The sequence below is a fragment of the Myxococcus sp. CA023 genome (genome assembly GCF_010998615.1).
Taxonomy (GTDB): Bacteria; Myxococcota; Myxococcia; order Myxococcales; family Myxococcaceae; genus Myxococcus.
In genome coordinates, this window is record NZ_JAAEAH010000005.1 from 168,918 (window position 1) to 182,152 (window position 13,235).

Here is a 13,235-nt window from a genome sequence, read left to right on the forward strand (position 1 = left end):
GCCGGATTGCACTTTTTCAGGCTGTCTGAGTTTCGGCGGGCAGGGGTGGCTCTCCTGTGCCTTCCTCTGGCTGTTCCTGGGGAAGGTGGCGCCGCTTCCAGAGGGCGAAGATGGCCGGATACACGGTCAGCTCGAGTAAAAAGGACGTCACAAGGCCGCCCACGAGCGGCGCGGCGATGCGCTTCATCACGTCCGCGCCCGCGCCGGTGCTCCACAGCACGGGGAGCAGGCCAATCATGTCCGTCATCACCGTCATCAGCTTGGGACGGATACGACGCGCCGCGCCATCAACGATGGTCTCCGTCAGGTCGGCCATGGAGCGCAGCCGTCCCTCCTGGTCCGCCTTCTTATGGGCCAGGGTGAGGTAGAGCAGCATCACCACGCCTGTCTCCGCGTCGAGCCCGGCCAGCGCGATGAGCCCCACCCACACGGCGATGCTCATGTTGTAGTCGAGCAGGTACAGCAGCCACACCGCGCCAATCAGGCTGAAGGGCACCGCCAGCAGGACGATGCCCATCTCCACCACGGACTTGGTGCTGAAGTACAGCAGCAGGCAGACCAGCAGCAGGGTGACGGGAATCACCACCTTGAGCTTCTCCGTGGCGCGCTCGAAGTACTTGAACTGGCCGCTCCACTCCACGCGCACGCCGGTGGGGGTCTTCACGTCGCGCGCCACCACCGCCTTCGCGTCCTTCACGTAGTCCGCGATGGGCCGCTCCGTGTCCACGAAGACGTAGGTGACGAGCTTGCCGCCCTCGCTGCGAATCATGGGCGGGCCCTGTACGAAGCGCACGTCCGCCACCTGGGCCAGGGGCACCTGCGCGCCGCCCGGCGTGGGGACCAGCACCTCCTTCAGCAGCTCGGGGCTGTCGCGATACTCGCGCGCGTAGCGCACGTTGATGGGGTAGCGCTCGCGACCCTCCACCGTCTGGGAGATGTTTTCCCCGCCGATGGCGCCCATCACCACCTCGTTGACGTCCTTCACGCCCAGGCCCAGGCGCGCGGCCTCTTCCCGCTTCACTTCGATGTCCACGTAGAAGCCGCCGGTGGAGCGGTCCGCGAACGCGCTGCGCGTGCCGGGCACCAGGGCCACCGCCTTCTCGATGGCCACCGCCGTCTGCTCCAGCGTGTCCAGGTTGTCGCCGAACACCTGGATGCCCAACGGGCTGCGGATGCCCGTGGCCAGCATCTCCGTGCGCGTCTGGATGGGCATCCAGAAGATGTTGGGCATGCCGGGGTACTGGAGCGTCTCGTCCATCTCCGCCAGCAGGGCTTCCCAGGTGAGGCCCTTGCGCCACTCGGACTTCGGCTTGAGCACCACCGTCGTCTCGAACATGGACAAGGGCGCCGGGTCCGTGGGCGTCTCCGCGCGACCCGCCTTGCCGAAGACGCTGACGACTTCTGGAATGCGCTTCAGCTCCGCGTCCATGGACTGGAGGATGCGCGTGGCCTCGGTGATGGACATGCCCGGCGGCGAGGTGGGCATGTAGAGGATGGCGCCTTCGTTGAGCGGCGGCATGAACTCATGGCCCAGCCGCATGAAGGCCGGCACCGTCAGCGCCATGGCCACCACGGACATCGCCACCACCATCTTGGCGTGCCGCACCACGAAGCGCACCACGGGCATGTAGAGGGCCACCAGCCAGCGGTTGATGGGATTCTCCTCCTCCCGGCGGATGCGTCCGCGGATGAAGAGCACCGCCAGCGCGGGTGTCAGCGTCATCGCCAGCACCGCGGCGAAGCCCATGGAGTACGTCTTCGTGTACGCCAGCGGCTTGAAGAGCCGGCCTTCGGTGGCCTCCAACGTGAAGACGGGGAGGAAGGCGACGGTGAGCACTAGCAGCGTGCCGAAGATGGAGGGGCCCACCTCCTGCATCGCGGAGATGATGACCTCGCGCCGCTCGCCGGGGCGGCCTTCCGCCTCCCACGCCTCCAGCTTCTTGTGGATGTTCTCCACGATGATGATGGAGGCATCCACCATGGCGCCAATGGCGACGATGATGCCGCCCAGGCTCATGATGTTGGCGGTGAGCCCCTGGTAGTACATGGGGATGAAGGCGAGCAGCACCGCCACGGGCAGCGTGATGATGGTGACCAGCGCGCTGCGCGCGTGCATCAGGAAGAGGAAGATGATGAGGCTGACCACCAGCATCTCCTCCACCAGCGCCCGGCTGAGCGTGCTGATGGACTCATTGATGAGCTCCGAGCGGTCATAGGTGACGACCAGCTCCACGCCCTCCGGAAGGCCCGCGCGCACCTCCGCCAGGCGCTCCTTCACCGCCTCGATGACGGTGAGCGCGTTCTCCCCGTAGCGCATGACGACGATGCCACCGGCCACCTCGCCCTTGCCGTCCAGCTCCGCCACACCCCGGCGGATGTCCGGCCCCAGGCTCACCATGGCCACGTTGCGCACCAGCACCGGCGTGCCATCCTCGCTCACCTTCAGCGGGATGTTCTCGATGTCCTGCGTGGAGCGGATGTAGCCGCGCCCGCGGATGATGTGCTCATGGCCCGCGAGTTCCATCACCCGGCCGCCCACGTCCTCGTTGGACTCGCGGACCGCGCGTGTCACCTCGCCCAGCGTCACGCCGTAGGCGCGCAGTTGGTTGGGGTCCACCTGCACCTGGTACTGCTTGACGATGCCGCCCACGCTGGCGACCTCCGCCACGCCGGGCACGCTGGACAGCGCGTAGCGCACGTTCCAGTCCTGGATGCTTCGCAGGTCCGCCAGGGAGTGCTTGCCGCTCTCGTCCACGAGCGCGTACTGGAACACCCAGCCCACGCCGGTGGCGTCCGGCCCCAGCGTGGGCGTCACACCCGCGGGCAGGCGTCCGCGCGTCGTCTCCATGTATTCGAGCACGCGGCTGCGCGCCCAGTACATGTCCGTGCCGTCCTCGAAGATGACGTAGATGAAGGACATGCCGAACATGGACTGGCCACGTACGGCCTTCACCTTCGGCGCCGACAGCAGGGATGCGGAGATGGGGTAGGTGATCTGGTCCTCGACCAGGTCCGGCCCGCGCCCCATCCATTCGGTGAAGACGATGACCTGCGTGTCGGACAGGTCGGGGATGGCGTCCAGCTTGGTGTTGCGAACCGCGTGGACGGCCCACGCCGCCAGGGCGCCCACCAGCAGGATGGTGAGGAACGGGTTGCGCGCGCACGCGCCGATGACTCGGCCGATGAAGCCCTGTTCACCGTGCTCAGTGGGCTGCATGGCTGCCTCCGAAGGAGTCCGTGGCGGAGCGGATGCGACTCTCCGCCGCGATGAGGAAGTTGCCGCTGGTGACGACGACGTCGCCGGGCGACAGGCCCTCCAGCACCTCGTAGGTGCCCTCTCCCCTGATGCCGAGCTTCACCTCCTGGGGCCGCAGCCGTCCCTCGCCCAGGTCCACGAACACCAGCCGCCGCGGGCCGGTGTAGATGACGGCCGAGTCGGGAATCTGGAGTCGCGCGCCGCCCTGCAGGACGAAGCGGACGTCCGCGTACATGTCCGGCTTCAGCTCCAGCTCCGGGTTGGGCAGCTCGATTCGGATGCGCCCCGTGCGCGTGGCGCCTCGCAGGGACGGGTACACGTAGCCGACGTGGCCCGCGTACTTCTTCCCAGGCAGGTAGGGCAGGGTGACTTCCACCGGCTGGCCCGGCTTCACGCGCGCCAGGTCCTGCTCGTACACGTCCGCCTCCACCCACACCTTCGCCAGCGGGGCGATGCGGAACAGTCGCTCCCCAGCCTTCACCGCCGCGCCCTCCACCACGTTCTTCTCCATCACGTAGCCGCTGGCGGGCGCCAGGAAGGGCATGTTCTCCACGGGCTGGCCTCGCTGGGCGACGCGCTCGATTTGCGCCGCGGACAGGCCCCACAGCTCCAGCCGCTTGCGCGCAGCGCCCACGAGCGACGCGTTGGCCGCGCTCTGGCTTTGACGCGCCAGCAGGTACTCCTGCTGCGCGGCGTAGAGCTCCGGGCTGTAGAGGGTGAAGAGGACGTCGCCCTTCTTCACCGGCTCGCCCGTGGCATTGACGCGCAGCTCGTGGATGTAGCCGTCCAGCTTGAGGGTGACGTCCACCAGCGACTTCTCGTCGAAGGTGACGCGGCCGAGCGCGCGCAGGGACAGGTCCATGGAGGCCTGAACCACCTTCGCCGTCTTCACGCCGATGCGCTGCCGCCGCAGGTCGTCCACCCGGATGATGCCGCTCTCCAGCTCGGCGCGGCTGACGGGCGTCAGGTCCATGCCGCAGATGGGGCACGCGCCCGGGCCGTGCTGCTTCACGGACGGGTGCATGGGGCAGGTGTAGTGCGCGATATCGCCCTCGCCGTGAGCACCCGCGGGAGCGGCCGTGAGCCACTCGCTGGTGGTGCCACACGCCAGCATGCGCCGGCCCATGTATGGGTTCTCCAGCTTGGGCTCGCGCTGGAGCCACTGATTCACCCCCTCCACCATGGGGCATTCGAAGACGTGCCAGCCTTCCTGGAGCCGCGGATCGGCGGACGCCAGGGCGATGAGCGCTTCACTCACGCGCGCGAAGTGCTGTCGCGCTGTCTCGGCATCCTTCGCCGAAGCGAGGTGCGCGGCGCCGTCCGCGCCCTGCTGGAGCCAGGCCGTCAGCGGCGTGATGTCACCCTGTGTGGCGTCGGCGGCCTGCTGGAGCGCGGCCTTCAGCTCTCCAGCCCTGGCCGCGAGTCCTTCCACGGCGTCCTGCGCGAGCAGGGCCCGTGCGGCTTCGTAGGACTCGAAGGCCGCGCGCGTGTACTCCAGGGCGGCGTCGGGCAGGGGCGTGCCCGCGGCGCCGTGGGGGCCATGCATGGCGGGCGCGGTGCCGGTGTGAGGCGTGGTGCCGAAGAACCAGCCCGCGAGGGGCCTCCAGGCCACGGCGACGAGTACGGCGAGTGCCAGCACTCCCATCCAGGGGGCGATGCTGCGGCGGTTCGGGGGGCTCATCGCGTCTCTCCGTTCCGGGGCAGTCCCGGGGTGTGGCCCATGGCCTTGTCCAACTCCGCCCGGCGGCGCTGCACGTCCGCCAGGGCCGTCTGTTCACGCAGCTCCACGCGGCGCAGGCCGCGCTCCGCCTCGATGAGGACCTGGAAGCTGTTCTTGCCGCTCTCGAAGCCCGCGCGGGCGGCGGACACCTGGTCCTTCGCCGCGGGGACGAGCCGCTCCTGGAAGAGCGCCACCACGCGCCGCGTCTCCTCGGCACGCGAGCGTGCCTGCTCCACCTCGACGCGGATGTCGGAGATGAGCTGCTCTTCCTCCCGGCGCAGGCGCTTCAGGCCGGATTCGGCCTCTCGCACAGCGGCCTTCCGCTTGCCGAAGTCGAGCGGGATGTTGATGGTGACGCCCGCCATGAACTGGTGGGGCGTGTCCATCCACATGGAGTTGTACTCACCCATCACCATGACATCCGGGTAGTAGTCGCGCTTCGCGAGCCGGACGGCGGCCTCGCCTCCACCGAGCCGGGCCCGCAGGCCCTCCAGCTCCGGGCGCAGGCGCAGCGCTTCGTCTTGCAGCCGTTCGGCGGGCACGGACTCCGCGGCATGCGCGGGCATGGCTTCCGGCAGTGGCGGCAGCGGTGCCTGGGGGGCGCGGTGCAGCAGGCCGTTGAGCTGGGCGCGAAGCCGTTCGCGCTCGGCTTCGAACATCACCTGTTCGCGCAGCACCTCGCTCAGCTCCACCTCCGCCTGGAGCGGATCCTGCTGCGAGGCACGGCCGGTGATGTATTGGGCCTCCGCGCTCTTCTTGAGCTGCCCGAGCAACCGCAGGTGCTCCGCCGTGACGGCGAGCGAGCGCTCCACGACGAACAAGTCATCGAAGAGCGTGGAGGCCATGAGGGCCAGGCGCAGTCGCAGGGCCTCGCGGTCCTCGCGCATCGCTTGCGCTTCCGCCAGTGCCATCTCCCCCCGCAGGCCGCGCTTGCCGGGGAAGGGGAGCTGTTGGCTCAGCCCCACGACCTGTCCGAAGGGCACGCTGCCAGTGATGCTCAGCGGCGCGACTTCATAGGTCAGCATCGGGTCTTCGAGCGCCGTCTCACGCGGGTAGCGTTCGAGACTGGCGCGCCACGCCTCACGCGCTGCTTCCAGCGAGGGGTTGCGCGCGAGCACCTGCCGCACCAGCTCCGCGCGCTCCAGCACGGGGGCGCTCGTGAAGGGCTCTGGTGCCTGTGCCTCCGGTGCCTGCCGGGCAACGGCTTCGAGTTGGGATTGATACCGCTGCTCATTGGCTCCGGCCGCGCCGGGGCCCAGCCACACGGCGACGCCGGTGGCGAGCACGGCCCGCGTGGCGGACCGCCTCCAGGTTCCATGGGGTGACATGACTTCCTGCTCCAGATGACGGGATACGAGCCTGTCGCCGGGAGAAGGACGTCACCGGCGGCGGGCGGAATCCGGCCGGTGGACACACGTCCACCCGCCAGGCCTCAGCGCTTGCGGGCCGGACGTCTCAAATGAGGTAGGAGCAGTGCTGCAGGTACAGCGGTGGCGCGGTGGAGTGATGCACGCCCCGGATGCGCACCCACGACGTGGGCAGGGACTCGGGCGCTGGCGGCACCTCTGGAACAGCCTGGGGGAGCACCGCCAGGGGTGTCAGCGCCCACGCATGGCGTGAGCTCGCGGTGACGGGCTCCGGCGCCGGGAGCTGCACGGCGAGTTCGCCGCAGCAGTCGTGGTGGTTGCCACGGATGCCCGCTTCCTGCGCGTCGGCCGCGGCCTTCGCCCGCTGCGCCCGGGGGCAGACACACGTCAGGTCCAGCTTCACCGTGCCCTGGCAGAAATGGAACAGCCCCTCGACCGCCCCCGCGATGGGAGGCAGCCCCAGGACCACCAGTAATGTCAGGACTCGGACGAGCATGAACGTGGGCTTGCCCAGCAGATAGCGCGGCGGGACGGTGCGTGCAACTCCGCACGCGTCACGTTATTCCCATTAACTCATGCCGCGCCGCGTGCTGGCACGGGCTTGGGCTGGATGAGCTCGGTGGAGAAGTAGCGCTCCATGCGGTCGGGGAACACCGTCACCACCTGCGCCTCCGGGCCCAGTCGCTTCGCGGCTTCCACCGCGGCGACGTAGTTGAGGCCGGACGACGGTCCCACCGGGAAGCCGCGGCGGATGAGCGCCCTGGCGGTGCTCATGGCGACGTCGTCCGACACGTCGATTTCAACGCGGCCCGGCATGTCCGCTTCACGGTACAGCCGGGACATGCCATCCACCACGCCCGGGACGCGGGGGCTGAAGCTGCAACATTCGATGTCGCAGCCCAGGCCGGCGATGGGGCGCGCCACGAAGGCCGTCACCGGACAGCCTGCTTCCGCGAAGGCCTGGTACAGGCCCACCACGGTGCCGCCCGTGCCTACGCCGCTGACCACGCCGTGCACCAGCCCGCCCGGGATTTGCGACAGAATCTCCTGGCCCGTCCACACCCGGTGGGCCTCGGCGTTGTCCAGGTTTTCGAACTGACGCGGCGCGAAGGCCTTGCGCTCACGCGCCAGCTCCTCCGCCTTCACGATGGCGCCGTGCACGCCGGCTTCGCGCGGCACCAGCACCACGTCACCACCATAGGCGCGGATGGTGAGGATGCGCTCCCCGGTGACGCCCTCCGGCATCACCGCGGTGAAGCGCAGGCCCATCTGGGCGCAAGCCAGCGCCAGGGCGATGCTCGTGGAGCCGCTGGACGCCTCGATGACCTCGCCGCCGGGGACCAGCTCCCCCTGGCGCCACGCCTTCTCCAGCATGTAGCGCGCGATGCGGTCCTTGGTGGAGCCGCTGGGGTTGAGGAACTCCAGCTTGCACCAGATGGTGGGGCCCTCCTCGTGGAGACGAACGGGGACGAGCGGAGTGGGACCCACGGCCTGGAGGAAGCGGCCGTCCGCGGGAAGAGGGCGACAGGGAGGGCGCATGCGGCCTTCCCTATCGCGAAACCGCGCGTCGGGCACCCGTCATGAACTTTTTGCTGGGTTCCTGGACAGTCGCTTGTCTGCCTGCCCCGACAGCGCTCCTGTTGGTACCCGTAACATCTGGCGTTCATGCGGAGGCGCGGCTACGAAAGAGCCTGGCCCTCACACCTCCGTATGCCTCCCACTTCCGCGCTCATCCTCAACGTCAACGACGACGCGGCCAGCCGCTATGTCACCTCCCGCGTGCTGGGGCTCGCGGGCTTCCGCGTCGTGGACGCCGCTTCCGGGATGGAGGCGCTTGCCCTGGTGAACGAGGAGACGGACCTCGTCATCCTGGACGTGCGGCTGCCGGACATCAGCGGCCTGGAGGTGTGCCGGAGGTTGAAGGAGACGCCTCGCACACAGGGTGTCCTGGTGCTCCACCTGTCCGCACAGGCCGTGGGGCCGGGCGATCGGGCGCACGGCTTGGAGCACGGCGCGGACGGCTACCTGGTGGCGCCGGTGGACCCGGAGGAGCTGGTGGCCCAGGTCCACGCGCTGCTCCGGCTGCGCCAGGCCGAGCGCGAGGTGAAGGAGCTGTCCCGCGAGGTGGTGCACCAGCGCCAGCTCCTGGAGTTGGCCATCTCCTGCGCGGCGGACCCCATCGCGCTCTACGACGAGACCGGGCGCGTCCTGTCGGCCAATCAGTCCCTGTCTGCCGCACGCGGCAGCCACGCCGTGCATGCACGGGGCAGGACACTGGATGAGATGCAGGCCGCGGATGGGGCGCTGACGCCGTACCTCGAACAGGTGCGGGTAGTCCTTCGCACGGGGCAGGTGCAGCGAGGCACCATGGTCCTGGGCTCGGACCGGGGCCCGCGGTACTTCGACTACGTTCTGTCGCCCGCGCTGGGGGCCGGCGGTGAGGTGCTGGCGGTGATGTCCTCCCTGCGGGACGTCACGGAGTCGCGCAGCGCGGAGGAGTTCCGCGAGCAGTTCATCGGCATGTTGGGGCATGACCTGCGCAACCCGCTCAACGCGTTGTCCATGTCCGCGCAGCAGCTACGGCGCAAGGGCGGGTTGGACGAGCGCCAGGGCATGCTCACCGAGCGCATCCTCACCAGCGCAGAGCGCATGGACCGGATGATTCGCCAACTGCTGGACTTCGCGCGCTCGCGGCTGGGCGGCGGCATTCCGGTGGTGCGCTCGTCGTGCGACGTGTTCGAGGTGGTGCGCCGCACCGTGGACGAGCTGCGCGCCAGCCATCCTGGCCGGGTGGTGCAACTGGAGTCCAAGGGCGATGGCCTGGGGAAGTGGGACTCCGACCGCCTGGAGCAGGCCGTGGGCAACCTGGTGGCCAACGCGCTGAAGTACAGCCCGGCGGAGAGCACCGTGTGGGTGGGCGCCGAGGGCTCCGAGCGCGAGGTGGTGCTGCGCATCCACAACCGTGGCACGCCCATCCCCGCGGAGGACCTGCCCCATGTCTTCGGCGCCTGGCGCCGGGGTCGGCGCACCGCCAGTGACGCGGGTGCGCCCAGCGGCCTGGGGCTGGGCCTCTACATCACCCGGCAGATTGTCCGGGCGCATGACGGGGACACGCAGGTGGCCTCCAGTGCGACGGAGGGCACGACCTTCCTCATTCGCCTGCCACGATGATGATTCGCTGACGATTGGGGCACCTCACGACTCCCCGTTTGGGGTCGCCGCTACCACCTTCCGTGCATGGCGTCAGAGAAGCTCATGTTCGCTCAGTCCGTGGAAGCGCTCTTCGTGCGGGCGCTCGGGCCGTATCTCACCCGGGATGGACGTCAGCGTCTGAAGGCGGTGGGGCTCGACCTGTCGGAGCCACTGCGCCCCCAGTACACATTGGAGCAGTGGCGCGCCTTCCTTCGCGTGGCGGCGCAGGATGTCTTCCCGGCCCTGCCGCCGCACGAGGCCAGCTTCGCGCTGGGCGCGCGCTTCCTCCAGGGCTTCCGGCAGACATCGGTGGGCCGGGCCAGCCTGTCGCTCGTCACCCAGTTGGGGCCGCGGCGCACGCTGGAGCGGGTGCCGTACAACGTCCGGGCCGGCAACAACTTCAATGAGGTCCGCGTGGAGGAGTCCACGCAGGACAGCGCCACGCTGTGGATGAAGGACGTCACGGCGGACACGCCGGACTTCGCGGCGGGCTTCCTGGCGGAGACGCTGCGGTCGGCGGGCGCGGGGCATGTGGAGGTGAATCCCATCGCCTTCGACGGCACGGCGGCCACCTTCCGCGTCACCTGGTCGAAGGCCGCCAGCCGGGCGCCCGTGGCCGGTGCCGGTCCCCGTCGCGTCCCCTGAGGCGGGAGCGCCGCCACGACGCCCCCTTCCGCTGGACTCGCTCCGTCTCCAAGTGGCTCGGTTTCCGGTGGATGCGCTGGAGCACCCGTTCAGGGTGCGCTGGCGCTGGCCCCCTTCCGCGAGCTGTCGCACGATGCCGGCCGGACGCGCTCCTTGTCCGGAAGGAAGTCACCGCATGGCCCGGTTGTTCGTCGAGGACGTCCATGTCCGGCTCGGCACGAATGACATCCTGAAGGGCATCACCGCCGACTTCCGGGATGGCGAGGTGGTGGCGCTGCTGGGCCGCTCCGGCAGCGGCAAGTCCACGCTGCTGCGCTCCGTCGCCGGGCTGGAGACGCCGGTGCGAGGGCGCATCCACATTGGCGAGCGCACGGTGTTCGACGCGGCGGCGAAGGTGAACCTGCCGCCAGAGCGGCGTGACCTGGGGCTGGTGTTCCAGTCCTACGCGCTGTGGCCACACAAGACGGTGTTCGACAACGTGGCCTACGGCCTGCGGCTGCGCAAGCAGTCCCGCGAGCAGGTGGAGCGGGCCGTGCGCGAGGTGCTCCAGGGTGTGGGCCTGGAGGGGTATGGCGACCGGTTCCCCAGCCAGCTCTCCGGTGGGCAGCAGCAGCGCGTGGCGCTGGCGCGGGCGCTCGTCTACGGGCCGCCGCTGGTGCTCCTGGATGAACCCTTGTCCAACCTGGATGCGAAGCTGCGGGAGGAGGCGCGCGTGTGGATTCGCGCGCTCATCAAGCGGCTGGGGCTCACCGCGCTCTTCGTCACCCATGACCAGGTGGAGGCGATGGCCATCGCCGACCGCATCATGTTGCTGGACGGTGGGCGGATGGCGCAGGACGGGACGCCGGAGCAGCTCTACACGGAGCCCCGGAGCCTGTTCGCCGCCGACTTCATGGGGGTGAACAACACCTTGTCCGGCCGCGTGGTGGAGCGGCGCGGCGGCGAGGCGCGGCTTCAGGTGGGAAGTCAGTCATTGTGGGGCCTGCGGCGAGGGGAGGGCGCCTCGAGTGAGGCGGCCACGGGCGTCATTCGCGTGGAGGAGCTCCAGTTGGCGTCCGGGCCCGGGGAGAACCGGCTCCCGGCCGCGCTGGCGAGCTCCATCTACGTGGGGGGACGCTGGGAGCACCAGTTCCAGGTCGAAGGACAGACACTGCGCGCCTCGACACGCCAGTCGTTGGCCCCGGGGGCCTACACGCTCGCGTTCCCCAAGGAGCGCCTCTGGATTTTCTGAGAGGCGCCGGGACAGCGCGGTGCCTCATGGGGCGAGCCCGGTGGGCGCTGGCGCGGAGCGCTGCTCCGCAGCGGGTGTCATGGCGGGGAAGGCGGTGTGCCGGTTCCTCCAGAAGGGCGCGTCGGACCACCGTTGCTCCTCGCGGTAGGTGCGGCTTCGCCTGTGCAGGTGTTCGTCGAAGCGCAGATGAAGCGTTTGCTCGTAGGCGTAGAGCGCATCCACTTCACCGCGCAGGTATTGCTCCAGGGCTTCGGCGGCGAGGAGCGCGGAGTCCAGCGCGCTGAAGATACCCTGGGCGGACAGCGGGTCGTGGGTGCAGGCCGCATCGCCCACGGCGAGCCAGCGCTCACCGTGCATCTGGTCGAGTTCGCCGACGAGCACGGGCGCCGCGACGAGAGGCTCTCCGGCGAAGTCGCAGGCCGCCAGCCTCGCCTGGGTGACGGGGGCTTGTTCGAGCAGGGCCGCCCACGGTTCCGGCGTCGCCCAGCGCAGTCCGTGCAAGGAATCTCCATCACCCACCAGGGTGACGGCGACACAGTCCGAGGGCAGTCGCGCGGAGTGCCACCAGCCTTCCGGACATGATTCCACCAGGGCATCCGTGGGGAACGATTCCCCTGGCCGGAGCTGGAACGCGCCATGAACGGCGAAGCAGCGGTCGCGGATGCGGCGCCGCGCGCCCTGGGTCATGGCGAAGGTGGCTTTCCATCCGGTCGCATCCACGACGAAGCGCGCCCGCAGCGTGAGCGCGCCTGTCTTGCGTTGGGAGAGGTGCAGCCGATAGCCCTCCTTCGCGATGGACTCGACGTCCAGCAGGGTCGTCAGGCGAAGGACGCGGACGCCTTGCCTGGCTGCCTCCAGGCTGAGCCGTTCGTCGAAGCGTGCCCGGTCCAGGTGCCAGGCGGAGCCCCAGGGCGACATCCGCGTGTCCTGGACGCGGGGCTCCGCGCGGCTCCAGCACGAGGACGTCCCGCGCGAAGCCAGGTGTCCATCGCGCAGGAAGCTGCTCCAGACACCGAGCCGGGACAGGGGAATGCGGAGGTCGGGTGACAAGGTCTCGCCCGAGCGGTGCGTGTCGTAGTCAGTGCGCTCGAGCATGACGACGGACAGGAAGGGCGCCAGGTCTCGCAAGGCCACGGCCATGGCCGCGCCCGCTGGGCCGCCTCCGATGATGGCGACGTCGTAGGAGGCTTCGCTCACGGCGCGCGCCTCCGCGCGGCAGCGGGCGTCCCGTCGCGGCAGGGCTCAGGGCGCCTGGTTTCGAAGGGGGCCGGGGGAATCTCGTGGGTGGGGCTCAAGCTTTCGCTCCTCATGTTCCGAGGTGCGATGTGCAAGGCACATTCCTTCTGGCGGCGAGGCTCGGTGCATCCGCGCGTGTGCTCCGTGTCACGGACTTCCGCTGTGTGCGGTGGCTTGTGCCGGGTGGTGCATGACGCGTCACGCTGCTCCCGTGACGCGTCAGCGTCATGCCCGCACGCAAGGGTTGCGTCCCGCCGTGCCCCCGCTTGGTGCAGGGAACACCCGCGGTGGGGGCCTACTCACGACGTTCTGTCGCGTTGACGCCGGGCTGTACCTGTGTTCAGGCTAGCAGTGGAGGTGCCCATGGCCCCGCAAATCAGCCTCGACTTCGCCACGGAGTACGCGGCGCATCCGGCGCTGGCACCGTTCCATCCGGTGGTTCGCCGCTGGTTCGCGGAGCGGCTGGGCGAGCCCAGCCGTCCCCAGGTCGAGGGCTGGCCGCTCATCCAGGCGGGCCAGGACGTGCTCATCGCCGCGCCCACGGGCAGTGGCAAGACACTGACGGCGTTCCTCGCCGCGCTGGACGCG

General features: G+C 69.6%; 10 protein-coding genes. 4 read left to right on the forward strand and 6 right to left on the reverse strand.

Annotated elements, in window-relative coordinates:
- Nucleotides 1-16 precede the first annotated feature (16 nt).
- The 5 genes from F8M74_RS03270 to F8M74_RS03290 all read right to left on the reverse strand — a co-directional run bounded on the left by F8M74_RS03270 (nt 17) and on the right by F8M74_RS03290 (nt 7,882).
- Nucleotides 17-3,217 (reverse strand): efflux RND transporter permease subunit, encoded by a 3,201-nt coding sequence (locus F8M74_RS03270; protein ID WP_141252877.1) that lies wholly within the window; start codon nt 3,215-3,217, stop codon nt 17-19.
- A complete protein-coding gene (locus F8M74_RS03275; protein WP_171410125.1) occupies nt 3,204-4,937 on the reverse strand; it encodes an efflux RND transporter periplasmic adaptor subunit in 1,734 nt (577 codons plus the stop codon). The genes F8M74_RS03270 and F8M74_RS03275 overlap by 14 nt, the downstream gene beginning before the upstream one ends.
- A complete protein-coding gene (locus F8M74_RS03280; RefSeq protein WP_141252878.1) occupies nt 4,934-6,304 on the reverse strand; it encodes a TolC family protein in 1,371 nt (456 codons plus the stop codon). The genes F8M74_RS03275 and F8M74_RS03280 overlap by 4 nt, the downstream gene beginning before the upstream one ends.
- 127 nt (nt 6,305-6,431) lie before the next feature.
- A complete protein-coding gene (locus tag F8M74_RS03285) occupies nt 6,432-6,839 on the reverse strand; it encodes a hypothetical protein (protein WP_141252879.1) in 408 nt (135 codons plus the stop codon).
- A gap of 77 nt (nt 6,840-6,916) precedes the next feature.
- Nucleotides 6,917-7,882, reverse strand: a complete 966-nt coding sequence (locus tag F8M74_RS03290) for a PLP-dependent cysteine synthase family protein (RefSeq protein WP_140787805.1) — start codon at nt 7,880-7,882, stop codon at nt 6,917-6,919.
- A gap of 171 nt (nt 7,883-8,053) precedes the next feature.
- On the opposite strand from F8M74_RS03290, the gene F8M74_RS03295 reads away from it, so the two are divergent.
- The 3 genes from F8M74_RS03295 to F8M74_RS03305 all read left to right on the forward strand — a co-directional run bounded on the left by F8M74_RS03295 (nt 8,054) and on the right by F8M74_RS03305 (nt 11,411).
- Entirely contained in the window at nt 8,054-9,514 is a 1,461-nt protein-coding gene (locus F8M74_RS03295) for an ATP-binding protein (RefSeq protein ID WP_141252880.1), read from the forward strand.
- A gap of 66 nt (nt 9,515-9,580) precedes the next feature.
- Nucleotides 9,581-10,180, forward strand: coding sequence for a DUF2378 family protein (locus F8M74_RS03300; RefSeq protein ID WP_141252881.1), 600 nt, complete (start codon nt 9,581-9,583; stop codon nt 10,178-10,180).
- 175 nt (nt 10,181-10,355) lie between these two features.
- Nucleotides 10,356-11,411, forward strand: a complete 1,056-nt coding sequence (locus F8M74_RS03305; RefSeq protein WP_141252882.1) for an ABC transporter ATP-binding protein — start codon at nt 10,356-10,358, stop codon at nt 11,409-11,411.
- A 24-nt stretch (nt 11,412-11,435) separates the two neighbouring features.
- Here F8M74_RS03305 and F8M74_RS03310 read toward each other — a convergent pair whose 3' ends face one another.
- Nucleotides 11,436-12,608 carry an FAD-dependent monooxygenase gene (locus tag F8M74_RS03310; protein ID WP_141252883.1) on the reverse strand — a complete coding sequence of 391 codons (1,173 nt, stop codon included), beginning with the start codon at nt 12,606-12,608 and terminating at the stop codon, nt 11,436-11,438.
- A 402-nt stretch (nt 12,609-13,010) separates the two neighbouring features.
- Here F8M74_RS03310 and F8M74_RS03315 point away from each other — a divergent pair.
- A partial coding sequence (locus F8M74_RS03315) for a DEAD/DEAH box helicase (RefSeq protein ID WP_205604095.1) occupies nt 13,011-13,235 on the forward strand: 225 nt, incomplete at its 3' end.

Coding starts and splice junctions, on each gene's coding strand:
- F8M74_RS03275 (WP_171410125.1), bottom strand. CDS start 4,937: ATGAGCCCCCCGAACCGCCGCAGCATCGCCCCCTGGATGGGAGTGCTG.
- F8M74_RS03295 (WP_141252880.1), top strand. CDS start 8,054: ATGCCTCCCACTTCCGCGCTCATCCTCAACGTCAACGACGACGCGGCC.
- F8M74_RS03300 (WP_141252881.1), top strand. CDS start 9,581: ATGGCGTCAGAGAAGCTCATGTTCGCTCAGTCCGTGGAAGCGCTCTTC.
- F8M74_RS03285 (WP_141252879.1), bottom strand. CDS start 6,839: ATGCTCGTCCGAGTCCTGACATTACTGGTGGTCCTGGGGCTGCCTCCC.
- F8M74_RS03290 (WP_140787805.1), bottom strand. CDS start 7,882: ATGCGCCCTCCCTGTCGCCCTCTTCCCGCGGACGGCCGCTTCCTCCAG.
- F8M74_RS03305 (WP_141252882.1), top strand. CDS start 10,356: ATGGCCCGGTTGTTCGTCGAGGACGTCCATGTCCGGCTCGGCACGAAT.
- F8M74_RS03280 (WP_141252878.1), bottom strand. CDS start 6,304: ATGTCACCCCATGGAACCTGGAGGCGGTCCGCCACGCGGGCCGTGCTC.
- F8M74_RS03270 (WP_141252877.1), bottom strand. CDS start 3,217: ATGCAGCCCACTGAGCACGGTGAACAGGGCTTCATCGGCCGAGTCATC.